A 24,442-nucleotide genomic window follows, 5' to 3' on the forward strand; every position below is an offset into this window, starting at 1 on the left:
AAGGCGTTTCAAAAAGAGAGGAAGTATACACCAGTGAGAAGACCTATCGTTATTGGGGTGACAGGGGGATCGGGAAGCGGGAAAACCAGTGTCAGCAGGGCCATCTTAGACAAGTTCACCGAAGTTTCCATTTTGCTGTTGGAACAGGATTTTTATTATAAAGATCAAAGCGAGCTACCGTTTGAGGAGCGTTTAAAAACAAACTATGATCATCCGTTTGCTTTTGATACGGATTTGTTCATCAAAGATCTTCAAAAATTAATCCAATACGAGAGCATTGAACAACCAGTCTACGATTACTCCAAACACACGCGAAGTGATCAAGTAATCCATCGCGAGCCGAAAGAAGTCATAATCGTTGAGGGAATCCTCATCTTAGAGGATAAGCGACTGCGCGATCTGATGGATATAAAAGTCTATGTGGATACGGACGATGATATCCGTATTATCCGCAGAATCAAGCGCGACATGGAGTCAAGAGGCCGGACTTTAGACTCTGTCATCCACCAATATCTGACAGTGGTCAAGCCAATGCATCAACAATTCATCGAACCAACCAAAAAATTTGCCGATATCATCATTCCTGAAGGTGGGCAAAATCAAGTCGCGATTGATCTGATGACTACAAAAATTGCTTCAATTTTGTCTGAAAAAGCAGACTAAAAATAAATCACAGTAATATTTTAAAAATATAATTGCTTTTACTGGAATTAAGTGGTATTTTATATTCACTATTAATTAGGCAGCCAATCAACGATATAGAGTTACAGGAAATGATTATTTCTCTTTGGATGAAATGCTGCCTGTTCTGTATATTGTGAATTGAATCATTACTTAAAAGGGGCATATTTCTTATGATCGAAAAAGCATATCCGATGACAGCTGAAGGTAAAGCTAAATTAGAAGCTGAACTTGAAGATTTAAAAGTGAATAAAAGAAAAGAAATCGTTGAACGCATCAAGATTGCCAGAAGTTATGGGGATCTATCCGAAAATTCGGAATATGAATCCGCAAAAGACGAGCAAGCTTTTGTTGAAGGCCGCATCACTACGCTAGAAAAAATGATCCGTTTTGCGGAAATCATCGAAGTGCAAAACGTCGACACTGATATGGTTTCGCTTGGACGCAAAGTGACATTCGTGGAATTACCGGATGGCGATGAAGAAACGTACATTATTGTCGGTAGTGCAGAAGCAGATCCGCTGGAAGGCAAGATTTCAAACGATTCTCCGATCGCTAAAGCTTTGTTGGGCAAGCATATCGGTGAAGAGGTTGTCATCGGTACACCAGGCGGCGATATGAACGTGAAGATCGTCAGAGTGGAGCAAGCTTAGACGCAGCAATCAAGAAGAGGGTAGGACAAAAATCATTCGGAATGATTTTGCTGTCCTATCCTCTGTTTGTTTATGCTTGATTGGTGCGTACGACTTTAGTCGTACGATCCTATCCATCCTTAGCTCACTGCCAAATTATTCAAGGTAATCTATAATAGTGTAAGCAGGTAGTCAGGCTAATATTCAGCAAAAAAGTAAACTAGTTTATGGTATACCACAAAGGAAGGAGGGCCTGAGATGAAAAAGAGTGCCCTGAAATTATTTTTGCTCATGGAAGGGTTATTGGGGTTGGCCGTCCTGTTTCAATTGGTGCAGGATACCGATTTGCTGCTGGTTTTTCTGTTCGGGCTAATCTTCATCAAATTTGGTGCCGCTAAAAGCGAGCGGCGCCAGATTCTTGGCTTGGTAGGCTGGTTTATGGTAGGCATGAGCATACTTTCCACTTTCTCGGTGTGGCTGATGCTGATTCTTCTCATACTGTTCGTTGTTATCCATGGGAAAGGAATCTGGTCTGAGTTGAAGTTGGATTCGTATGTGGACGTTCCTTGGGAAGAAAAAGCATTCCGTACTGTCAAAACGAGAGAACCGGGACAGCGGAGCGGTACCAGAAAGCGCCAGAAATGGATTGGAAACACCAGTATCGGGACGGATGTCTATGAATGGGATGATGTCAATCTGACTATATTCATGGGCGATACAATCATCGATTTAGGGAATACGCTGCTGCCGAAAGAGGAAAATATCATCCTGATCCGCAAGGGATTCGGAAAGACCAGGGTAATCGTACCGTTGGGAATCGGCGTGTCTGTTCATCATTCCACCATCAAGGGCCAGCTATCATTCAACGAAGAAGAAATTGACTTGACCAATGAAATGGTCAAATTGTACAGTCAGGGCTATGATGAGGCAAACAGAAAGATCAAAATAGTGTCCAACAGTCTGCTGGGTGATCTGGAGGTGATCTACCTATGAGGAGAAGCGCTATTTTGATTCTGTTCAGCACGATACTCGGCGTTTTTGCCTTCATCGTGGGTGGTGTTTTATTTGCCCTGAGGCCCTACTTAAGCTACCAGGAACTGATTGAGGTGGATCGTTTTTATGTGCCGGCGTTTCTTTACATCATCGTATTGATGCTGTTTGCTGCTATCGTTGTAACCTGGATCGCCCACCTCTACTTAAAAAATCAAGAAAACCGTATTAAAGACAAACTGCATTGGCTTTATCTCGGCAATTATGAGCATGCGGTATTCAACAAAAAACAGGATAAATCACTATTTTTGGATCAGTACTGCCATGCAATCCATGATGAGATCGAAATGCTCCGGAAAAAGATGTTCAGCTTGTCCCGTGAAGTCCAGCAACTGAGCGCACATCCGCAGCAGGTCGGCAATGAAACGAAAGAAGAAATACTCGAGCAGGAAAGGCATCGCATCGCAAGGGAGCTGCATGATTCCGTGAGCCAACAACTCTTTGCTGCCATGATGATGTTGTCCGCAGTCAATGAGCGAGCAGAGGCTTTTCCGGAAAAAATACAGAAACAGATGCGTCTCATCGAAGGCATCATCAACGAATCCCAGTCGGAGATGCGGGCCTTGCTCTTGCATCTTCGTCCAACCAAACTCGAAGGTAAATCCCTGAAAAAAGGGATCGAACAGTTGTTGGTGGAATTGAAGTCGAAAGTCCAAATCGCGATCAAATGGGAAATCGATGATGTCCACACGATGAGCGGCATCGAGGATCATTTTTTCCGTATTGTGCAGGAGTTGCTTTCGAACACCCTGAGGCATGCAAAGGCAAGTAATCTGGAAGTCTATCTGAAACAAACCTTTCAGGAAATCAGTCTCCGTGTATATGATGATGGCGTAGGATTCGATACCTCAATTGAAAAATCCGGCAGCTATGGCCTAATGAACATAAAGGAGCGCGTGCAAGGGATGGGGGGGAGCCTTAAGATCATCAGTTTCCCCAATAAAGGTACCGTGATCGAAATCCGCATCCCCAATACGAATATGAATAAAAACAGCGCAAGTGCTGAATAGAATAAGCAGAATTTCTGAAAAAAGTTTCTTGAGGAGGGTTCAGTTTGATACGTGTTTTGATTATCGACGATCACGAGATGGTAAGGCTGGGTTATTCGGCCTATTTATCCATCCAAGATGACATTGAAGTAGTAGGGGAAGCAGAAAACGGCTTGATTGGCTATGAAATGGCCTTGGATTTACGCCCGGACATCATTTTGATGGATCTGGTCATGGAAGTTATGGATGGCATTGCTTCGACAAAAGCGATACTGAACGAATGGCCCAAAGCAAAAATTATCATCGTAACCAGCTTCATCGATGACGAAAAGGTTTACCCGGCATTGGAGGCGGGGGCTTCCAGTTACATGCTGAAAACCTCTTCAGCGCATGAAATTGCCGCCGCAATCCGTTCCACTTACCACGGCGAGTCTGTCCTGGAGCCGGAAGTCACCGATAAAATGCTGGAGCGTTTCTCGAAAAGAAATATTCGACCGTTGCATGAAGAGCTTACCGCCAGAGAACGGGAAGTGTTACTGCTCATCGCGCAAGGCTATTCCAATCAGGATATTGCGGATCAACTGTTCATCACACTGAAGACTGTCAAAACGCATGTGTCCAATATTTTGACCAAGTTGGAAGTGGATGATAGAACTCAAGCGACAATTTACGCTTTCAAGCATCACCTGATTCAATGACTCTGAGCAAAGTGTTATAAAATGAGGCTTCCTTATGATAAGATAAATACGATAGAGAGTGGAGAGGGGGCAGGCTGATCATCCGATCAGCGACTAGATGAAAATAGAAATCAGTGAACGCGCACAAAAGTGGTTTGAACAGGAAATGGGCATTTCAGGCAAAAAAGGGGTTCGTTTCCTTGGTAAAGTATACGGCAGCAGCCAAATACATGAAGGGTTCTCCGTGGGGCTTGATGTGGATGAGCCAGTATCTCCGATCGGAAAGGCTGAATACAATGGTATTTTGTATTATGTAGAGGATGCCGATGATTGGTTTTTTAATGGCTATGATCTGCATGTCGGCTTCGACGAGAAACAACGCGAACCGGAGTATAACTTCATCGCACAAAATAAAGAGTAAAATAAGAAAAGCTGAACGGGTTCGTTCAGCCCTGAAAGAAATTTAGGAAATATGTCCACGCAACGTTCCCTACGGTCACCTTGTACTGGGGCTCTAAGGGATGAATCCCTAAGAGTCCCATGCAACTGAGCATCGAAGAGCGCAATTGCTGAGAGACTTTCTGCGTCAGCAGATTAGTCGAACAGTATGTCTTGGCTCGCAGAGACAAGAGGTTCCTTATTCTTTTTTCCGAAGGGCTAACCCGTGAAGCTGGACATCATTTTAGATGCATGAAACATGTTGCAATCTTGTGAAACACCTACGGTGATGCACTTCTGAGTTGAAAAAAATTTATAAATTCCTACATGTTTAAAAAGAGGGCACTGGATTTTTGATCCAGGCCCTCTTTTTGTCTTTGATTCAGTTCTACTATAGTTTTAGACACCCATAACGACGGGTACGATCATAGGACGGCGCTCTGTTTTTTCATACAGATAAGGTTGAATGGCATTCGTAACGGTATCCTTTAATTTTTTCTCGGAGATTGCATCAGACCCCTTCAGCAAAGAAAGCACCTCTTGTCGGACGATGGTCTGCGCTTCATGAATCAGATCGCCTGATTCGCGCATATAGATGAATCCTCGGGACAGGATATCCGGTCCTGCCAACAGATCTTTATTGCGGAAATCGACAGTCAACACTACGACCACCAGACCATCTTCAGAAAGGACACGCCGATCGCGCAACACGATGTTTCCGATGTCGCCGATGCCTTTTCCGTCAACGTATACATCGGCAGCAGTGAAGTTGCCCGCTCGTCTTGCGGAATCAGCTGTCAAAGCAAGGATTTCGCCATTATCGGATATGAAACAGTTCTCAGCCGGAATGCCGACTGATTCTGCTAATTCTGTATGAATCTTCAACATACGATACTCACCATGAACCGGCATGAAATATTTAGGTTTCATCAAGGTCAGCATCAGTTTTTGTTCTTGTTGGCCACCATGTCCGGAGGTGTGCACATTGTTTACTTTTCCGTGAACAACGGCCGCTCCAGCTTCCAAAAGCAGATTGATGACGCGGTTGACGCTTGTTGTGTTGCCTGGAATCGGTGAACTTGAGAAAATGACAGTATCGCCGGGTTGGATGGAAATCTGTCTATGTGTACCATTGGCGATTCGGCTCAAAGCAGCCATCGGTTCACCTTGAGAGCCCGTACACATAATCAGCACTTTATCCGCTGGAAGACTGTTCAGTTCGCGCGTTTCGATGAAAAGATCATCCGGAGCCACGATGAAGCCCAACTCTCTGGCTGTGCGGAAGTTCGTCTCCATGCTGCGTCCGAATATTGCGATTTTCCGACCGGTTTCGAGCGCGACTTCAGTCACTTGTTGCAGTCTGTAGATATTGGACGAGAAGGAAGCAAAAATGATTCTTCCTGAAACTTTTTGAATGATGTTTTTAAGGGATTGACCTACGATTTGCTCTGATTGAGTAAATGTAGGTGTTTCTGCATTTGTGCTGTCGCTCAGAAGCAAAAGCACACCTTCTTCTCCGATTTTTGCCATCTTATGGATATTCGCCGGTTTGCCGTTCGCAGGTGTGAAATCGAATTTGAAATCACCTGTGAATACAATGTTGCCTGGAGGAGTCTTGACCACGATCCCCATGGTATCCGGTATGCTGTGGGTTGTTCCAAAGAAGCTGATGCTGGTTTTACGGAATTTGATGACAGAATCTTCATTGATTTCGTGCAGGACCGCATCCCTGAGTAAACCGTGCTCATCCAGTTTATTGCGGATCATGGCGAGTGCCAATTTGCCTGCGTAGATTGGGACATTCAATTCTTTCAAAAGAAAGGGAACACCACCGATGTGATCTTCGTGTCCATGAGAAATGAACAAGCCTTTGATTTTGGTTTGGTTTTGCACCAAATAACTGTAGTCGGGTATCACATAATCAATGCCAAGCAGATCATCTTCGGGAAACATGATCCCGGAATCAAGAATGATGATTTCATCCTGGAATTGTATGCCATACATATTTTTGCCGATTTCCCCTAAACCCCCGAGGGCAAATACGCCGACTTCATTATTTTTTATATTAGGTTTCATACATTGAACTCCGTGATTTTAAAATCAGGATTTTTTTGCTCATATTCTAAATGGTTGCCTTCCAAAGGCTGGATGAATTCAATGTTGTAGGGGGTATTTTGTTCGACCAATCTTCTGGCTATTACGATGTCGGATGCCTCCACGTAAAGAGATTCCGTGTTTTCTCTGGTAGGTGCATCAAATTTTGCTGGTTGGTATGTTACTTTAAATATCATATAGTTCACTCCATTTTTCTTTTTGTTTTTGATAGTACTGTACTTAAAAATTACAATCTTAGTTTGTTAACTTGGTCAATAGTTGTATTTTTTCATACAATCGGTACTGTAAGTTTACCACAATTAAGGCATTTAGTATAGAAATGACTAGCAAAATCATTTTTGCAGAAGTGCAAGCCTTTCCATTAGTAAGGCAATTCTCTTTCGTTTTTTTTATCAAAAGGAATCAATATTTTTGTAGACTAAAATAGCGAAATTGGCTAGACTAAATAGGAAGGATTTGACAAGACTAGAGAAAAAAGAGTAGAAGCTTTTTTTTTGCTTGAAAAAATCTGAAGAATCGTTTCTATTAAGGTAGGTGTATCGAAATGTCTTTGATTTGGCGTTATATCAGTCGGTATAACAAATTATTTTTAGTGAATGTATTGGGAGCTTTTGGATTCGTGTTTGTGGAGCTGGGCTTACCCACAATGCTTGCACGTTTGATCAATGAAACGGTGGCTGGCGGAGGCAAGGAGAACATCCTTCGCACGACTGTTTTTATGGTCGGCTTAGTTTTGATCGGTTTTGTTGGAAGGGTCATCGTCGCCTATGCAACCGGAAGAATCACAACAAATATGGTAGCAGATATGCGGAATGACATGTACCAAAACATCCAAACATTTTCTCATGAAGAATATGATCGCATCGGCGTGTCGTCATTGGTGACGCGGGTTACCAATGACGCTTTCATTCTGATGCAATTTGCCCAAATGCTGTTGCGTATGGGTTTGATGACTTTCATTATGATGTTCGCGAGTGCTTTTATGATAGCGCGCACGAGTCCGGAACTATCGGTTATCCTATTGCCGGCTTTTCCGGCACTGCTTGTGATGATCTTGGTGATCGGCAAGAAATCGCAACCGTTATCTGAGGCGCAACAGCAAAATCTGGATGACATAAATGGCAACTTAAGGGAATCGCTTTCCGGCATGCGTGTCATTAGGGCCTTCGTAAAAGAAGCTTTTCAAGCTGAACGTTTTGAGGGAGTCAACAACGCATACAGCTTAGTTTCAAAAAAACTGTTTCGTTTGATGGCCTGGAATCAGCCGGTATTTTCACATGTGATCAACTTGATCATCATCGCCATCGTGTGGTTTGGGTCCGAGCAAATCGAGGGAGGCAGCCTCCAGTTAGGTGATATGACAGCTTTCATCGAATACAGTTTCCATGCCTTGTTTTCGTTTCTGAATTTCGCTGTCGTCTTCATGATGTATCCACGCGCCTCAGTTTCAGCGAAGAGGATCCAGGAAGTGTTGGACACAACCAGCAGTATTTCCCCTAACGAAGCAGGTATAACGGAAACCCGTACTCGGGGTTATCTGACTTTTGAAGCAGTCAGTTTTGCGTATCCGGGCAATACCGGAACACCGGTGATCAAAGATATTTCCTTTTCGGCGGAACCAGGTCAAACAATCGCTTTCATCGGTAGCACTGGAAGTGGCAAATCAACGTTGATTCAGTTAATTCCGCGTTTTTATGATGTCACAAAAGGGCGTATCCTGATTGATGGGCATGATGTGCGCGACTATAATCTGAAAGCTCTGCGCAAAAAAATCGGTTTTATTCCACAGAAAGCTTTGCTTTTCACCGGAACGATATCTGAAAATCTTCGCTACGGGAAGTGGGATGCCTCAAAAAAAGAAATCGAAGAAGCGTCCGATATTTCCCAAGCCAAAGAATTCATTGCGCGCAAACCAAAACGTTTCGATGAGCATTTGGCAGAGGGCGGAAGCAATCTTTCTGGGGGACAAAAGCAGCGTCTATCGATTGCCAGAGCCATCGTCCGCAAACCGGATATTTATATATTCGATGACAGCTTCTCGGCTTTGGACTACAAGACGGACGCTATCTTGCGCGCACGGCTCAAAAAAGAGACCGGGAAAGCAACGGTAATCATTGTAGCTCAACGCGTCAGCACGATTATGCACGCAGATAAGATCATTGTGATGAACGAGGGCGAGGTCGTAGGCCAAGGAACCCATAAAGAGTTGTTGCGGAAATGTGAAATCTATTATGATATTGCATCCTCTCAAATGAGCAAGGAGGAACTCGCATGAAAAAAGTGGACAAAAAAACGTTGCTTCGGGTATGGGACTACCTCAAATTTTATAAAATGAAGTTTTTTGGATCCATCCTTTTGAGCATAACCATGACGATACTGAATGTACTGGAACCTTTCATCATCGGATTTGCCATCACGGAAATCGGCAGAAATGTATCGGATATGTTGAAAGGCGTGGAAGGTGCCGGCATCAATTACGATTATTTGTCGAAAGTGCTGCTCATCTATTTTGTTCGGGCGCTGCTTTACCAAGGTACCAATCTCTACTCGCAATTGTTCATGACGGATGTTGTTCAGGACGCCATGCATGATCTGCGTAAGGATCTGAGCAATAAATTGAACCGTTTACCGATTGCCTATTTTGACCGTAACCAATTCGGGGACATATTGAGCAAAGTGACGAACGATGTCGACTCCATCGCCAATGCGTTGCAACAATCCTTGCTGCAGGTGCTGAATGCTGTTTTGGGGATCACCTTCGCACTCATCATGATGTTCACGATCAGTTGGAAATTGGCTCTTACCATGGTCGTGCTGATTCCGTTGGCGAGCACCCTTTCAAAAAAAATCACGCAGCTGTCGCAGCCGTATTTCCGCGGACAGGCGAAATATCTGGGGCAACTGAACGGATTTGTTCAGGAATCGCTCACTGGCTTCTCCATCATCAAGCTTTACGGTAAAGAAGAGGACGCTTTTGATGAGTTCCGTTCGATCAATGAATCCTTGAAAAAGAATGGTTTCAAGGCGGCCTTCATCTCAGGCTTGATGTCTCCAGCCGTGGCATTCGTCACCAATGCCTCCTATATCATCATCGCTGTGCTCGGGATTTTGCAAGCGATGGCTGGAGCGATGACAATCGGTAATGTGCAGGCCATGGTTCAGTACGTCTGGCAAGTGAACCAGCCGATTTCGACAATCACACAATTATCGGCCATCATCCAATCGGCCACTTCTTCCATCCAGCGCGTCTTCGATCTTCTTGATCAGGAAGAGGAGGTGCAAGGTCCAGTGAAAGTGAGTTTGCCGAAGGAAATCCGTGGGGATGTCACTTTTGAGAATGTTTCCTTCAGCTATGACAAAGAAAATCCGCTGATCAAGAATTTCAACATAAAAGTCAAAAGCGGGGAAACAGTGGCGATCGTCGGTCCGACAGGCGCCGGCAAAACTACGATGATCAATCTCCTGATGCGCTTCTATGAGGTGGATTCGGGCGCCATCAAAATAGATGGCTACGACACGAAAGAACTGACCCGTGCTGACTTGCGTTCCCAGTTCGGCATGGTGCTGCAGGACGCTTGGCTCTATAAGGACACGATTACAGGAAATATCCGTTTCGGAAAACTGGATGCAACTTTTGAAGAAGTTGTCGATGCAGCGACTACAGCTAATGTCCATCATTTCATCCAGACTTTGGGTGCAGGCTACGATACCGTCATAAACCAGGAGGCCTCCAATATTTCCTTGGGGCAAAAACAATTGCTGACGATTGCCCGCGCTTTTATCGCCGATCCTAAAATCTTAATACTTGACGAAGCGACTAGTTCCGTAGATACTAGACTAGAAGCTTTGATCCAGAAAGCGATGAAACGCATCATGCAAGGCAGAACAAGTTTTGTGATCGCGCACCGGCTTTCCACCATCCGCGATGCCGATTTGATTCTCGTCATGGACCAAGGCGAAATAATCGAACAGGGCAAACACGCAGAATTGCTGGAAAGAAAAGGGTTTTACTACGATTTGTATACGAGCCAATTCAAAAACGATTCAGAACAAGAGGAGCAAAAAATTTGAAAAACAAAAAATTCATTTTCTTTGATATCGACGGAACATTGCTGAATGATGAAAAGATGCCACTTGATAGCACTGTCCAAGCGTTGCGCCAACTACAAAAGAACGGGCATGAAATCGCGATAGCGACAGGGCGAAATCTATTTCTGGCGCGAGAGGTCATCGATACGTTCCAATTGGACAATTACATCGTCTGCAACGGCGCTGCAGGTTACTTCAAGCATGAACTAAAGTATGAAAATAAATTGGATTTGACTGCATTCGAAAAATTGCTGCAAGTTTCCGATGAGAGTGGTCATCAGGTGGTCTACGAATCAGCGCATGCGCTGGCTCGTCGCCATGAATCAATCGAGAACAACGCAAACGAAGCGATGCGCAGCATCGAGTTCGAAGTCCCTGACCACGATGTGTCTTTCTATCAAAACAATCCGCTTTATCAAGCACTTTTGTTCTACAAAGAAGAAGAGAAAGCAATCTATGAAGACGGCACTTTTCCGGAATTCCGCTTTGTGCGTTGGCACGACGCCGGCGTCGATGTGTTACCGAATCCGGGGTCCAAAGCACAAACTGCTCTGTGGATGGCGAAACACCTGGGTTTTGCGCATGAAGATACCATTGCTTTCGGGGACGGAAACAATGATTATGAACTCATTTCCAGTGTCGGCTATGGTGTCGCGATGGGAAATGCGGTCGCTCCCGTCAAGGAAGTCGCCAAATTTGTCACAAAAGATTGCAATTCGGGCGGAATTGCCTACGCACTTGAAAAATTAGGCTTGATATAGAAGCGAAAATAGGGTATCATATCATTCATAAGGCGTTTTTGCCGAACGCGATTGATACCCTGTTATTCTGGGGGCGTAGCTCAGTTGGGAGAGTGCTTGACTGGCAGTCAAGAGGTCGTGGGTTCGAGCCCCATCGTCTCCATCAAATTAAATTAACAGACCCTAGGAAATTTGATACAGAGCCATTTCTGTGTTTTCTAAGGTCTGTTTTTTTTTGATCATGCAATGGATTATGTAAGACTAAAAATTCATATATGCATAAATATTCATAAGCACGGGTGTATCAATAACTTAAAGAGGCTAGCTAGAGGGAAGAGATGAAATGATGAGAAAAACAAAATATTATATAACGACGAGGACGAATCGGAAAAATTTCCTTTTGAAATACGGTGACTGGATGTTTAAGTATGTTCCGGAGAGCAAAACCTGGGAAGCATCTGATTATTGGTACGAAGAAATTATCATGAACGCTTCTGCAGATTTTGAGGAGATAACCGAGGAGCGCGCGAAAGAGATAATCGCGGACGACGGTGTCTTTTAAATTTGAACACAAAAATGAGTAGCTAATTTTTAAAATTAGCTACTCATTTTTGTGTTCAAATTTAAGTGGAGCAACCTCTATGGAAACTCCATATTACAATTATTGGCAAAAAGGGGAGGCGGGGGCACAGAGCGGTTTAAGTGTGTGTGTATATCCGCGAATGGAACTTTCCAAACTGCCACGCGCATCACAATCGCGAGATAAACGCTCGCTGGACAAGCTATGAGTGTTCCCGGAAGATCGGTATTTCAATGCCGATATAGTTCACCTGTTTATTTTTGCTTCTTTTTCAAGTACTCCGCACGTAATTTTTCAAGTTGCTGCTTTTTGTCAAATTTGGCAGGCGTCTGTTTTTCATGATACTTCGTCACAGCTGCCTGACCTTTGTAATCTAATTGATATTTCCCCATTTTGTTCACCTACTTTTCTTGACCTTAAAGATAATCTCTTCAACAAATAGATTATACCTTATTTTAGTGAAGTTAACCTTATTACTTTATTGTCACTGAATATAATGAATTCACTCTACTGAAGTCGGTAGGTGGTCGGCTATCTAAATGTTATTTTTTTGTCCAAGCCTATTTCTGCTGCAGTCCAATCGAAATATACAGTTGTCGTGACAATTGGCTTTATTCGTAGGGCTTCCAGTTTCAAAAAGTAGTTGACATTATTCCCTGCAGAACGTAATGTGTGAATAATATATTATATTTGGATGAAGAGAGGATGAGGATTCGGGTGAAGAAATCGGTTTTGACTTTCCGCAATGCCAAGCAGAAGAATGAGCGTTTGACGATGCTGACTGCCTACGACTATTCCACTGCCAAACTGATCGATGCTTCGGGCATCGACTCGGTACTGGTGGGGGATTCGTTGGGGATGGTGATGTTGGGCTATGAAGACACCTTATCGGTAACGATGGAGGATATGATCCACCACACCAAAGCTGTCGCCAGAGGGGTAAAGGACGCCTTGGTCGTAAGCGATCTGCCGTTCATGTCTTATCAGACATCCGTCTATGATGCGGTCGTCAATGCCGGCAGGCTGATCAAGGAAGGCCGGGCACAGGCAGTCAAACTGGAAGGTGGTCTTGAAGTCTGTCCGCAGATCAAGGCAATCGTGGAAGCTTCCATACCAGTCATGGCGCATCTCGGTTTGACGCCGCAATCCGTCAATGCTTTCGGTGGATTCAAGGTCCAAGGCAAAGATGAGGAAGCGGCGCGTAGTCTGATCGAGCAGGCGAAGGCTGTCGAAGCGGCTGGCGCCTTTGCGGTGGTGCTGGAATGCATCCCAGCCAAATTAGCTGAGTTGATCACAAAGAGCATTTCGATACCGACCATCGGCATAGGCGCGGGGAACGGCTGCGACGGCCAGGTGTTGGTCTATCAGGACATGCTGGGACTCTATTCCGATTTCACGCCGAAATTCGTCAAGCGTTATGCAGAAATAGGGCCGCAGATGGAGAACGCCATCGAAGACTATATATCTGAAGTGAAAAGCGGCGCGTTTCCGGCAGCGGAGCACACCTTTGCGTTGTCAGATGCGGTCATCGAAAAATTATATTAGAGGAGTAATCACGAATGAAGATTGCAGCAACGGTTGAAGAAATCCGCAGTGCCGTGAAGGCCTGGAAAAAGGAAGGGTTGTCGGTTGGCTTTGTTCCGACGATGGGCTATCTCCATGAAGGCCATCAAAGCTTGATGCAGAAAGCCGTCAGCGAAAATGATCGGGTGGTCGTCAGTATTTTTGTGAATCCGATGCAGTTCGGCCCATCCGAAGATTTGGAAAGCTATCCAAGAGATCTGGAAAAGGATGCCTCTTTGTGCGAAGCCAGCGGAGTGGACCTGATTTTCCATCCCGAGCCGAAAGAAATGTACCATCCCGATTTCAGCAGCTTTGTGGATATGCATGGTCTGACGGAGAGTCTATGCGGGAAAAGCAGACCGGCCCATTTCCGGGGCGTCTGCACAGTCGTGACAAAGCTATTCAACATCGTGCAGCCGGACTGTGCCTATTTTGGACAGAAGGACGCCCAACAATTGGCGGTTATCCAGCAGATGGTCCGCGACCTGAATCTGGACGTCACCGTCATCGGCTGCCCGATCATCCGGGAAGCGGATGGATTGGCTAAAAGTTCGCGCAACAGTTACCTGTCAGCAGATGAGCGTAAGGCCGCACTGGTGCTGAGCCAAGCGCTCGAAGTCGCCAAGCAGTTGCTTGCGAACGGAGAACAGAATGCTGCCATAATCCGCAATGCGATTTCGGAAACGATCCAAGCGGAGCCGCTGGCGAAGGTCGACTATGTGGAGTTGGTGGATGCGCGTACGCTGCAGCAAGTGGACAGCGTCGAGCGACCTGTATTGGTGGCTTTGGCGGTTTATATCGGAAAAACGCGTCTGATTGATAATTTTATCACGGAATAAGTGGGGGAAAAACAATGCAACTCAATATGCTGAAAAGTAAAATACACCGCGCCGTCGTTGTCCAGGCGGAGCTTTCCTATGTGGGCAGCATCACTGTCGACAAGGACTTGTTGGATGCTGCAGGACTGATCGAATATGAAAAAGTCCAGATCGTCGACATCGACAACGGTGCAAGATTCGAAACGTATGTCATCGCAGGCGAACGCGGCTCGGGCATGATATGCTTGAACGGTGCCGCCGCCCGCTGCGTTCAGGTGTCGGATAAGATCATCATCATGGCTTACTGCCTGATGGATGAACTGGAAGCGAAGGAACACAAGCCGCTTGTGGTGTTTGTGGATGAGCAGAATGCCATCACAACAGTCACGCGCTACGAAGAACACGGCAGACTCAGTATGTAGACTATCCGTACAGGGACAAAAAAGCGCAACCGCATCCGGCCAATAGGCCATGATGCGGTTGCGCTTTTCCTATTTCACGGATTGCAGCGTAAATTGAATATCTTTGATGGAGAGTTTCAGTTTTTCGTATTCCTCATTATCCAGCGGCAAAGGGATCTGTTTCTCCAAGCCGTTCCTGCCGATGATGCAAGGCATGCTGAAGGCCGCTTCGCCGTGGCAGTTGTATAAGCCATTGACAGTTGCGGTCACAGGGAAGATGCTTTTCTCGTCCAGCATGACAGCGCGGGCCAAGGCCGCTGCGACTTCCCCGATGCCTGAATTGGTCCAGCCTTTCCAGTTGAAGACATCAGATGCCGTGTGGACCACTTCTTGGCTGACGAATTCCTGGTCCAATGGTATCGCGGGCATTAATAAAGCATCGCTTTGGGAAAGGGTGAGCGCACCCACAGTCGTGCTGCTGAAAGCCGGGAAGGCGGTACTGCCGTGTTCGCCCATGATGTAGCCGCTGACGTTCTTTGGATCGACCTGATAGTGGGCAGCAACAATCTGACGGTAGCGGAAAGTATCCAAAGTCGTTCCGGTGCCGAAAATCTTGCCTTTCGGATAGTTGAACTCATTTTCGGCGATGTAGGTGATTGTATCGACCGGATTCGTTATCAGGATGATGATGGCATCTTTTGTGTACCGGGTGATGCCTGTCATGATTTTGCGTATTTCAATGGCATTCTCTTTGCCCATCAACGCTCTTGGCGGCATATCTTCACCCGGGCGCGGCTTCTCACTGACGCCCGCGGAAATGATGATGATGTCGGCATCGGCGCAATCCGCGTAATCGCCGGCGTATATTTTACTGTTTGTCCGGTAGCTGGCGGCCAACGCATGGCGGTGGTCAAGAGCCTCGCCTCTTGCCGTGTCCTTGTTGCTGTCGATCAGGATGATATCGGAAAATAAGTTGAGGTGACTGCAGTCGGTCAATACCTGGGAACCGACATGGCCGACCCCGATGATGGCTAATTTTGTCTGGATCATAGGTCACATTTCCTTTCGTTTTGAGATGTTGTCATTTATGGCTTGGTGCATTTCCGCAACAGAATAGAAGGTTGGCTCCAGCACCATTTTTTCATCCTCCTGCTTGCGGCGATGGTTGTACCACAAGGTAGTCCAACCGGCAGCCTGACCGCCGATGATATCCGTTTCATACGTATCCCCGATGAAAAGCAGCTCGCCGGGAGTTGCGTTCAAAGACTCCTGAACATGCGCGAAGGCTTCGGCATAGGGTTTTGGGCAACCGATATTTTCGGAAATGAAGATGCGTGCTGGCGGCACCCATCGCTCCAGATTCAAGGCGTTGAATTTTTTCATCTGGTGTTTTTCAGGACCGTTTGTGAAGACGGCAATTGGTATATTTCTATTTTCCAGTTCATTCAAAAGCCGCTCGATACCGGGACTCAACACAATCTCCCCTTGCCTTTTTTGATAGGATTTCTGGAAGTGCATCGCTTCTTCGGCGGTGAGCGGAAGACCCAAGTCGGCGAATGTATGCTGTGTGCGCATGATGTGTGACTCGGCTAGCGTCAGCTCCCCGCTGGAGAATAGGTCGAAGGCGTTGTCACAATGCTCGCGGAAAAGAGCGAAGCTGGCTTCGTTACTGTAGTTGTTCCTAAAGCTGTAATCTGCCAATGTTTGGAAGAACGGCCTTGATGTGTCGTATAGGGTATCATCCAAATCGAATAGAATAGTAAACATTATTGAAACAGTTCCTCCCTTTTGTTATTAAAGTCAGTATAGCATCCAAAATCGGTATTTAAAATGAAATAAAACAAGGACAGCCAGTGCGTGAAGGGTACTGGCTGGCTGAGCAAAGCTCTTTTTGTTGCAAATTAAAATTACGTACAGTATAATAGCATACAATAATGTCATACGATCATACAATAATGGAAGAGGCTGCGGACATCAAGAGTAAAATGCCCATTTGAAAGGGGTGTTCGCCGAAATACAGCATTGGCTGTGTTGGGGTCAGGATTAAGAATCCTGGCACTGTCAGAACGATTTGCCCAAAATCGTTTGTGGAGTACTTTCGGTATTGCGGGCAGAAGGAAGCTGGATTATAGGGCCTTTTGCTTTATAGTCTATTTTTTTGCACAAAAACGGACTGAATTATCGTTGTTATGACGCTCTATGGGTAGAAAGGTGGACAAAAACGTAGTTGGACAAGAGGGTTGTTTAATTTTTTTGAGCATGTAAATAGGACTATAAACATTAGGAGGAACTAGAGATGAAAGTAAAAACATGGAAAACAACAATGGCGGCTTTGATGGGTTTGTTTATTTTAGCGGGTTGCGGTAACGGAACTACTGAGGATTCATCGGCAGCAGATGGTTCGGCTGAATCGGATGCATTCGTAGTCGGAATGGAAGCGGGATATCCGCCTTTTAACTGGACACAAAATGATGACAGCAATGGCGCAGTGAAAATTGATGGCGCTGACGGTTACGCAAATGGCTATGATGTTCAGATGGCCCAAAAAGTGGCGGACGGCTTAGGCAAGGAATTGGTCATCGTCAAAACAGAATGGGATGGTCTGGTTCCGGCATTGGTTTCATCTAAAATCGATGCAATCGTTGCAGGTATGTCTCCGACAGATGAACGCAAAGAAGCAATCGATTTCTCGGATTCCTACTATACAACTGAATTGGTAATGGTCGTAAAATCTGATGGGGCTTATGCAAATGCAACAACTTTGGCTGACTTCGCTGATGCAAAAGTCACTGCACAGTTGAACACGTTACACTATGGCGTCATCGATCAGATTGAAGGCGTGCAAAAGCAACCGGCAATGGATAGTTTCACATCTATGCGCGTCGCATTGGAGTCAGGCACAATCGATGCTTATGTCTCGGAACGCCCGGAAGCAATCAGCGCTTCAGCAGCCAATTCAGCTTTTAAAATGATCGAATTGGATCAAGCGGATACGTTTGAATTATCCGTGGCTGATTCAGAGATCGCAATCGGCTTGATCAAAGAAAGCGAATTGAAAGATCAGATCAACGAGATTCTGAGCGGTATCACCGAAGAAGAACGAATCCAAATGATGGAAGAAGCAATCAAAAACCAACCATCAGCTGAATAATTCTGGTGGATGGGACATCAAAAAGGGGCATAAATTAAATGGAGTTTAGTTGGGTTATCCGCATCATCGAAGAAAACTGGAGACAGTTTTTATCAGGTGCGTGGACAACATTATATATAGCTTTAATCGGGACCATCATTGGGTTGGGAATCGGTCTTATGATTGGTGTCATCCGTACGATTCCGGTTGCTGAATCGGGATGGAAAAAACATGTGTACAATGTGGTGAATTTTTTGCTGTCATGCTACATCGAAATTTTCCGTGGTACGCCGATGATCGTTCAAGCAATGGTCATCTATTATGGCGCGGCTCTGGCGTTTGATATTGACATGAACCGTATCTTCGCAGCGTTGCTTATCGTATCGGTCAATACAGGTGCTTACATGTCGGAGATTGTCCGCGGTGGAATCATTTCCATCGACAAAGGGCAATTCGAAGCAGCCCAAGCAATTGGGATGAACCACCTGCAAACGATGCGCAATGTCGTCATGCCTCAGGTCATCCGGAATATCTTGCCGGCGACAGGGAATGAATTCGTCATCAATATCAAGGATACGTCCGTGTTGAACGTCATCTCCGTTTCGGAATTGTTCTTTACGACCAAATCGATTTCCGGAAATAATTTCCGTTATTTCGAATCATTCTTCGTGGCTTCACTCATTTACTTCGTCATGACCTTCACGGTGACACGCATTCTGCGTGCCATCGAAAGAAAAATGCAAGGCCCTGATAATTATCAGATGATGGGTGCGGGTCAAGACCAATTGACTACACCAGAATTAATGGCTCGCAAAAAACAAGCAGAAAGAGACAGAGCAAATTAATTGCCACGGGAGGAATCATTTGATGGAAAAAGTAATCGACGTACAGCATCTGAAGAAGAACTTCGGTCAGCATGAAGTGCTGAAGGACATCGATTTCAGTGTGAATAAAGGGGAAGTTGTTTGTATCATCGGTTCATCAGGGTCCGGTAAATCGACGCTATTGCGCTGCATCAATCTACTTGAAAAACCGACAGCGGGAGAAATCATCTACAACGGCGAGAACGTTTTGGACTCGAAGCATGATATCTTCAAGTACCGCAGTAAATTAGGGATGGTATTTCAGCAATTCAATTTGTTCAACAATTTGGATGTGCTGCATAATTGTACTGTAGGACCTGTGAAGATTCTGAAAAAGTCCCAACAGGAAGCCGAAAAAATCGCCATGGGTTATCTGGAGCAGGTCGGAATGGGTAAATTCATCAATGCCAAACCGGAGCAGCTGTCAGGCGGCCAAAAACAACGCGTTGCCATCGCCCGCGCGTTGACGATGGAGCCGGATGCGCTATTGTTCGATGAGCCGACATCGGCTTTGGATCCGGAGATGGTGGGCGAAGTATTGAAAGTCATGAAGGATCTTGCCAACAGCGGCTTGACGATGATCGTCGTGACGCATGAAATGGAGTTTGCGAGAGAAGTTTCCGATCGCGTCATCTTCATGGATCAAGGCGTTATTCTGGAGCAGGGAGCCCCTGAAGAAATCTTCTATCATCCAAAAGAGGATCGGACGAAGCAATTCCTGGAGAGATATCTTACAAAATGAAAAAAAGAAGAACGGTTCTGCACTAAATGCAGGTCCGTTCTTCTTTTTTATTCATTTCTTCCTATTCGATGATGATGACATCGTCTGCAACTGCAAAGGGTGCCTGTTCATTGATGTGATCGTAGAACATAACGCCGTTAAGATGATCGATTTCGTGCTGAACTACAATGGCCGCATAACCTTTGTAGCGGGCTTTGTGCGTGGCTCCTTCAGCATCCTGGTAAGCTACCGTAATACGGCTATGCCTGACGACAAAGCCTGGTACTTCACGGTCCACTGAAAGGCAGCCTTCTCCACCTTTTAGGCAGGCACTTTCAATCGAGTGGCTGATGATTTTAGGGTTGAACATAATTTTAGCCAATTCCGGAGGATCATCTTCGTATTCTCCTGGTATCAGCAAAGCAACGATGCGTTTGGATACGTCGATTTGTGGTGCTGCCAAACCAACGCCTGCGCGCAAGTTGAGTTCCTCGGCAATTTTTTCATCCTGACTGTTCGAAAGGAACTCCATCATTTCTGCGGCGATATTTCGATCTTCTGCAGATAACGGAAAAGTGACCGGGTCGGCTGACCTGCGCAATGTAGGATGACCTTCACGGATGATGTTATCCATCGTGATCATGCATGCATTCCTCCTTTTACTGGTTTTTATATTGAAATGATTGGACTTGCAAACTGCAAAACACTTCACGTTACATAGTACACGTTTCGAAAAAAAAAAGCTAGACTCATCTTTTCTCTTGTAATATAGAATGGGTATGTGTAAAATAGAAAAATGAAAAAATGATTACACAATGGTGTGAGGTTTTTTTAACTCTATAGCGAAAGAAGAGATGATTTTTATGACAGCTGCTAAAGATTATATTGAAAAAGTCTATAAAAAGGTTGAAGATAGAGGCCCGCATCAAAAAGAATTCTTACAGGCGGTAAGAGAGTTGTTCGATACGATCGAGCCTGCTTTGGAAAAAAATCCGCACTATATAAAATGGAACATTCTTGAAAGAATGGTGGAGCCTGAACGCATCGTTTCCTTCCGGGTTCCTTGGATGGATGATAAAGGGGAGGTTCAAGTCAACAAAGGATTCCGCGTCCAATTCAATTCGGCTATCGGACCCTATAAAGGCGGTCTGCGCTTTCATCCTACCGTCAATGAGAGCATCCTGAAATTTTTAGGTTTTGAACAGATCTTCAAAAACAGCCTGACCGGATTACCGATCGGCGGCGGAAAAGGCGGATCCGATTTCGATCCTAAAGGCAAATCCGATGCTGAAGTGATGCGTTTCTGTCAATCATTCATGACTGAGCTGCAAAGACATATCGGCCCTACGCTGGATGTTCCTGCTGGCGATATCGGTGTTGGTGGACGTGAAATCGGCTATATGTATGGCCAATACAAACGCTTAAACGGTGCTGAAACAGGTGTTCTTACCGGTAAACCAGTCGTCATGAACGGAAGTTTGGCGCGTACAGAAGCGACTGGATACGGCTTGGTGTACTATACACAGGAAATGCTGAAAGCAAATGGTAAATCGTTTGCCGGTCAAAAAGTAGTTGTTTCCGGAAGCGGAAACGTAGCTATCTATGCTATCCAAAAAGTTCATGAATTTGGCGGAACTGTTGTAGCTTGTTCCGACTCGAACGGTTATATCTACGATGAAACAGGTATCGATGTCGAATTGCTACAGGATATCAAAGAAGTTCGTCGCGAAAGATTGACGGTCTATGCTGCCGAAAAAGCGACAGCGGTTTATAAAGACGGCAGCGTTTGGGACTTCGATCTTAACTATGACATTGCTTTGCCTAGTGCAACACAAAATGAAATAGATAAAGAACAGGCTGAGAGATTAGTCAAAGCTGGCGTTTACTGTGTCAGCGAAGGCGCGAACATGCCGAGTACGTTGGAAGCTGTGGAAGTCTATGCGGACAATAATATTTACTATGGTCCGGCTAAAGCGGCCAATGCAGGGGGAGTCGCCACTTCGGCACTCGAAATGGCGCAGAACAGTGCTCATAGCCATTGGACATTCGAAGAAGTTGACGGTAAGCTACAGGCTATCATGGCAAACATATTTAAGACAGCTGAAAAAACAGCTGAAGAATATGGCATACCGGGAAATTATTTGGCAGGCGCCAACATCGCGGCGTTTGTGCAAGTTGCCGATGCCATGATTTATCAAGGCTTAGTGTAATAAAGCGCAGTACAAATTCAAATAAAAAAGGTCATTTCTTAATTGAAATGGCCTTTTTTCTGTTCATGAGATGAATGAGGAGTTATTTTAATCAAATTTTCATAGTGATGAGATTGTGATTTCATGAATGAATGGAACAACTGGATATGATCCGAGAAAAGATAAAAAATCAACTGTGAAAAACGGAAGAAAATCGATATTTAAAAAGAGGTAGTTGTAACGAATGGACTGTTATACTTTTGAAAGCCCATGCCATCAATGCTTGCTGTTTTGTGTAACAACAGTTTTGTTTTGGTTATAATACAGAATCTTTGTATCTGATTGCGACAATCTGTAAATATACATAATAATGATGTTTCAATATAAAACAAAATAGCGTGATTTTATCCTCGTTAAAAAATGAACAATAAAGAATTGCTAAACGCTTACAATTAAGCAGTGGTGGATTTTCTGTGCACAAAAAATGAAAACTGTCCTTTTACCTTGCATATATCTCGGATGCGTGGTAAATTATTCATGTAACAACTGTGAATTGATACAGTTGAAATCATCTGTATAAACCTCATCCAAAGAGATGAAATATCAAGGGAATAGAGAGGAAAGTGTTAGCATGGCTACAAAACAAACAAAAATCGACATTGACGCATTACTAAGCAGCACGAACACAGATTTTCGCATGGTCCAAATCATGGACGAAGAAGGGAATATTGTAAACCCTGATCTAATGCCAGATCTTTCTGATGAACAATTGGTTCAATTCATGACAGATATGGTATGGTCCAGAATTTTACATGAACGTTCAACTGCGTTGAATCGTCAAGGTAGATTAGGTTTCTATGCGCCGACAGCCGGCCAAGAAGCGAGCCAGTTAGGAAGTATTGCAGCAATTGAAAAAGAAGATGTATTGTTGCCTGGTTACCGCGATGTTCCTCAATTGGTCAAGCATGGATTACCATTGACGCAAGCTTTCCTTTGGTCGAGAGGTCATGTGGATGGCAATAAATATGCTGACGACATCCAAGCTTTACCACCGCAAATCATCATCGGCGCACAATATGTGCAAGCTGCAGGAGTAGCATTGGGATTGAAGAAACGCAACAAGAAAAATGTTGCCATCACATATACTGGTGACGGCGGAAGCTCGCAAGGGGATTTCTATGAAGGAATCAACTTTGCCGGCTCCTACAAAGCACCTGCCATCTTCTTCATTCAAAATAACGGATGGGCGATTTCAACGCCTCGCCACGTGCAGACCGCTGCTCAAACTTTAGCGCAGAAAGCTATGGCTGCCGGAATCCCTGGTATCCAAGTCGACGGGATGGACATCTTGGCTGTCTACGCGATAACCAAAAAAGCAAGAGAATATGCTGTTGCCGGAAATGGGCCTGTCTTGATCGAAACAATCTGCTACCGCTTCGGTCCGCATACTTTATCAGGTGACGATCCGACACGTTACCGTGACACTGCTGAATTGGAAGGCTGGCAAGCAAAAGATCCATTGATCCGCATGCGCAAATTCTTGACGGCAAAAGGTCTATGGTCTGAAGAAAAAGAAAATGAAGTCATCGAATCAGTCAAAGAAGAAATCAAAGATGCCATCAAGGAAGCTGACCAAGCTCCTAAACAAAAAGTATCTGACTTCTTGAAGAGCATGTTCGAAGAACCAAATCAAACTTTAGCAGAACAAATCGCATACTACGAAGCAAAGGAGACTAAATAATCATGGCACAATTAACTATGATCCAAGCCATCACTGATGCGCTTGCAATTGAACTTGAAAACGATCCAAACGTTCTGATCTTCGGAGAAGACGTTGGTAAAAACGGCGGTGTATTCCGTGCGACACAAGGACTTCAAGAGAAATTCGGCGAAGATCGCGTGTTTGATACTCCTTTAGCTGAATCCGGTATCGGTGGTTTGGCATTCGGTTTGGCCTTAGAAGGTTTCCGTCCTGTTGCGGAAATTCAATTCTTCGGTTTTGTTTTTGAAGTAATGGATACAGTTGTAGCGCAAGCTGCACGTACACGTTACCGCATGGCAGGCACGCGTAATCTGCCTATCGTTTTCCGCTCTCCTTTCGGTGGCGGTGTTCATACACCTGAATTGCACTCGGATAACTTGGAAGGCTTGATGGCCCAATCACCAGGTTTGAAAGTGGTTATCCCTTCGAACCCATACGATGCAAAAGGTTTGTTGATTTCAGCTATCCGTGACAACGATCCCGTTGTCTTCTTGGAGCACATGAAATTGTACCGTTCATTCCGTGATGAAGTTCCTGAAGAAGCGTACACGGTTCCTATCGGCAAAGCTGCCATCACAAAAGAAGGATCTGACGTGTCTGTCATCACTTACGGCGCAATGGTCCGCGAAGCTATCAAAGCTGCAGAAACACTTGAAAAAGAAGGCATTTCGGTTGAAGTAATCGATTTGCGTACGGTTGCTCCACTTGATATCGAAACGATCATTGCCTCAGTTGAAAAAACAGGCCGTGTCGTGGTTGTCCAAGAAGCGCAGCGTCAAGCTGGTGTAGGCGCAATGGTCATGTCCGAAATTTCTGAACGTGCAGTGTTATCGTTAGAAGCTCCTATCGGACGTGTAGCTGCTCCAGATACTGTCTTCCCGTTCGGTCAAGCAGAAAACATTTGGTTACCGAATGCTACTGATATCGAGAATAAAGTAAGAGAAATTTATCATTTCTAAGAGCTGAAAGCTTGGACAAATACAATTCCATATCCCATAGAATTG

22 protein-coding genes, 1 tRNA gene, 2 pseudogenes and 1 riboswitch are annotated in these 24,442 nt (G+C 44.9%); of the genes and pseudogenes, 19 read left to right on the forward strand and 6 right to left on the reverse strand.

Annotated features, from left to right (window positions below):
• Positions 1-21: 21 nt before the first annotated feature.
• The 6 genes and pseudogenes from udk to ACKPCD_RS07405 all read left to right on the forward strand — a co-directional run.
• Positions 22-663 (forward strand): annotated as a pseudogene (udk, locus tag ACKPCD_RS07380) (uridine kinase); the annotation flags it as partial.
• Between the two features lie 191 nt (positions 664-854).
• Positions 855-1,334, forward strand: coding sequence for a transcription elongation factor GreA (greA, locus tag ACKPCD_RS07385; protein ID WP_068560186.1), 480 nt, complete (start codon positions 855-857; stop codon positions 1,332-1,334).
• A 237-nt stretch (positions 1,335-1,571) separates the two neighbouring features.
• Positions 1,572-2,306: a cell wall-active antibiotics response protein LiaF gene (liaF, locus tag ACKPCD_RS07390; RefSeq protein WP_068560189.1), complete on the forward strand. Its 735-nt coding sequence runs from the start codon at positions 1,572-1,574 to the stop codon at positions 2,304-2,306.
• On the forward strand, positions 2,303-3,373 hold the full coding sequence (locus tag ACKPCD_RS07395; RefSeq protein WP_321434514.1) for a sensor histidine kinase: 1,071 nt from the start codon (positions 2,303-2,305) through the stop codon (positions 3,371-3,373). Before liaF ends, ACKPCD_RS07395 begins: the two co-directional genes overlap by 4 nt.
• Positions 3,374-3,417: 44 nt before the next feature.
• Complete coding sequence (locus tag ACKPCD_RS07400; protein WP_321434515.1) at positions 3,418-4,050, forward strand: response regulator transcription factor; 633 nt, start codon at positions 3,418-3,420, stop codon at positions 4,048-4,050.
• 97 nt (positions 4,051-4,147) lie between these two features.
• Positions 4,148-4,450, forward strand: coding sequence for a HesB/YadR/YfhF family protein (locus ACKPCD_RS07405; RefSeq protein ID WP_068560198.1), 303 nt, complete (start codon positions 4,148-4,150; stop codon positions 4,448-4,450).
• A gap of 416 nt (positions 4,451-4,866) precedes the next feature.
• Here the strand turns inward: ACKPCD_RS07405 and rnjA are convergent, their stop codons facing one another.
• Together rnjA and ACKPCD_RS07415 are read right to left on the reverse strand one after the other, a co-directional pair.
• Positions 4,867-6,543: a ribonuclease J1 gene (rnjA, locus tag ACKPCD_RS07410; RefSeq protein ID WP_086988576.1), complete on the reverse strand. Its 1,677-nt coding sequence runs from the start codon at positions 6,541-6,543 to the stop codon at positions 4,867-4,869.
• On the reverse strand, positions 6,540-6,758 hold the full coding sequence (locus ACKPCD_RS07415; RefSeq protein WP_086988577.1) for a DNA-directed RNA polymerase subunit epsilon: 219 nt from the start codon (positions 6,756-6,758) through the stop codon (positions 6,540-6,542). The genes rnjA and ACKPCD_RS07415 overlap by 4 nt, the downstream gene beginning before the upstream one ends.
• A 368-nt stretch (positions 6,759-7,126) precedes the next feature.
• On the opposite strand from ACKPCD_RS07415, the gene ACKPCD_RS07420 reads away from it, so the two are divergent.
• From ACKPCD_RS07420 to ACKPCD_RS07440, 5 genes are all read left to right on the forward strand, one after another.
• Entirely contained in the window at positions 7,127-8,857 is a 1,731-nt protein-coding gene (locus ACKPCD_RS07420) for an ABC transporter ATP-binding protein (RefSeq protein ID WP_086988578.1), read from the forward strand.
• Positions 8,854-10,653, forward strand: a complete 1,800-nt coding sequence (locus tag ACKPCD_RS07425; protein WP_321434516.1) for an ABC transporter ATP-binding protein — start codon at positions 8,854-8,856, stop codon at positions 10,651-10,653. Before ACKPCD_RS07420 ends, ACKPCD_RS07425 begins: the two co-directional genes overlap by 4 nt.
• On the forward strand, positions 10,650-11,432 hold the full coding sequence (locus ACKPCD_RS07430; RefSeq protein ID WP_072763709.1) for a Cof-type HAD-IIB family hydrolase: 783 nt from the start codon (positions 10,650-10,652) through the stop codon (positions 11,430-11,432). The genes ACKPCD_RS07425 and ACKPCD_RS07430 overlap by 4 nt, the downstream gene beginning before the upstream one ends.
• A 69-nt stretch (positions 11,433-11,501) precedes the next feature.
• Positions 11,502-11,574, forward strand: a tRNA-Ala gene (locus tag ACKPCD_RS07435).
• A 180-nt stretch (positions 11,575-11,754) separates the two neighbouring features.
• Entirely contained in the window at positions 11,755-11,973 is a 219-nt protein-coding gene (locus ACKPCD_RS07440; RefSeq protein ID WP_068560214.1) for a hypothetical protein, read from the forward strand.
• A 272-nt stretch (positions 11,974-12,245) separates the two neighbouring features.
• On the opposite strand, the gene ACKPCD_RS07445 is transcribed toward ACKPCD_RS07440, so the two are convergent.
• Complete coding sequence (locus ACKPCD_RS07445; protein WP_086988380.1) at positions 12,246-12,383, reverse strand: hypothetical protein; 138 nt, start codon at positions 12,381-12,383, stop codon at positions 12,246-12,248.
• 313 nt (positions 12,384-12,696) lie between these two features.
• Here ACKPCD_RS07445 and panB point away from each other — a divergent pair, with 313 nt between their 5' ends.
• From panB to panD, 3 genes are read left to right on the forward strand one after another with little or no spacing between them, the layout of a single operon-like run.
• Entirely contained in the window at positions 12,697-13,536 is an 840-nt protein-coding gene (panB, locus tag ACKPCD_RS07450) for a 3-methyl-2-oxobutanoate hydroxymethyltransferase (protein ID WP_369813502.1), read from the forward strand.
• Positions 13,537-13,550: 14 nt separating this feature from the next.
• Positions 13,551-14,393 (forward strand): pantoate--beta-alanine ligase, encoded by an 843-nt coding sequence (gene panC, locus ACKPCD_RS07455; protein WP_321434517.1) that lies wholly within the window; start codon positions 13,551-13,553, stop codon positions 14,391-14,393.
• A 14-nt stretch (positions 14,394-14,407) separates the two neighbouring features.
• On the forward strand, positions 14,408-14,794 hold the full coding sequence (gene panD, locus ACKPCD_RS07460) for an aspartate 1-decarboxylase (protein ID WP_068562522.1): 387 nt from the start codon (positions 14,408-14,410) through the stop codon (positions 14,792-14,794).
• 69 nt (positions 14,795-14,863) lie between these two features.
• Here the strand turns inward: panD and ACKPCD_RS07465 are convergent, their stop codons facing one another.
• Together ACKPCD_RS07465 and ACKPCD_RS07470 are read right to left on the reverse strand one after the other, a co-directional pair.
• Positions 14,864-15,823, reverse strand: coding sequence for a lactate/malate family dehydrogenase (locus tag ACKPCD_RS07465; protein ID WP_321434518.1), 960 nt, complete (start codon positions 15,821-15,823; stop codon positions 14,864-14,866).
• Between the two features lie 3 nt (positions 15,824-15,826).
• Positions 15,827-16,540 (reverse strand): HAD family hydrolase, encoded by a 714-nt coding sequence (locus ACKPCD_RS07470; RefSeq protein ID WP_068562524.1) that lies wholly within the window; start codon positions 16,538-16,540, stop codon positions 15,827-15,829.
• Positions 16,541-16,724: 184 nt separating this feature from the next.
• A riboswitch (Lysine riboswitch) is annotated at positions 16,725-16,879 on the forward strand.
• 217 nt (positions 16,880-17,096) lie between these two features.
• On the opposite strand from ACKPCD_RS07470, the pseudogene ACKPCD_RS07475 reads away from it, so the two are divergent.
• Together ACKPCD_RS07475 and ACKPCD_RS07480 are read left to right on the forward strand one after the other, a co-directional pair.
• A pseudogene (locus ACKPCD_RS07475) lies at positions 17,097-18,748 on the forward strand (ABC transporter substrate-binding protein/permease).
• A 19-nt stretch (positions 18,749-18,767) separates the two neighbouring features.
• Positions 18,768-19,508 carry an amino acid ABC transporter ATP-binding protein gene (locus tag ACKPCD_RS07480; RefSeq protein WP_369813501.1) on the forward strand — a complete coding sequence of 247 codons (741 nt, stop codon included), beginning with the start codon at positions 18,768-18,770 and terminating at the stop codon, positions 19,506-19,508.
• A gap of 61 nt (positions 19,509-19,569) precedes the next feature.
• Here ACKPCD_RS07480 and def read toward each other — a convergent pair whose 3' ends face one another.
• On the reverse strand, positions 19,570-20,130 hold the full coding sequence (def, locus tag ACKPCD_RS07485; protein ID WP_321432854.1) for a peptide deformylase: 561 nt from the start codon (positions 20,128-20,130) through the stop codon (positions 19,570-19,572).
• 220 nt (positions 20,131-20,350) lie between these two features.
• Between def and gdhA the strand changes: the two genes are divergently transcribed.
• The 3 genes from gdhA (at position 20,351) to ACKPCD_RS07500 (ending at position 24,397) form a co-directional block, all read left to right on the forward strand.
• A complete protein-coding gene (gdhA, locus tag ACKPCD_RS07490; protein WP_321432855.1) occupies positions 20,351-21,697 on the forward strand; it encodes an NADP-specific glutamate dehydrogenase in 1,347 nt (448 codons plus the stop codon).
• A gap of 610 nt (positions 21,698-22,307) precedes the next feature.
• Positions 22,308-23,417: a pyruvate dehydrogenase (acetyl-transferring) E1 component subunit alpha gene (gene pdhA / locus ACKPCD_RS07495; RefSeq protein ID WP_068562530.1), complete on the forward strand. Its 1,110-nt coding sequence runs from the start codon at positions 22,308-22,310 to the stop codon at positions 23,415-23,417.
• A 2-nt stretch (positions 23,418-23,419) separates the two neighbouring features.
• Positions 23,420-24,397 (forward strand): alpha-ketoacid dehydrogenase subunit beta, encoded by a 978-nt coding sequence (locus ACKPCD_RS07500; RefSeq protein ID WP_321432856.1) that lies wholly within the window; start codon positions 23,420-23,422, stop codon positions 24,395-24,397.
• Positions 24,398-24,442: the final 45 nt, after the last annotated feature.

Source organism: Trichococcus flocculiformis, from assembly GCF_963662535.1.
GTDB lineage: Bacteria > Bacillota > Bacilli > Lactobacillales > Aerococcaceae > Trichococcus > Trichococcus flocculiformis.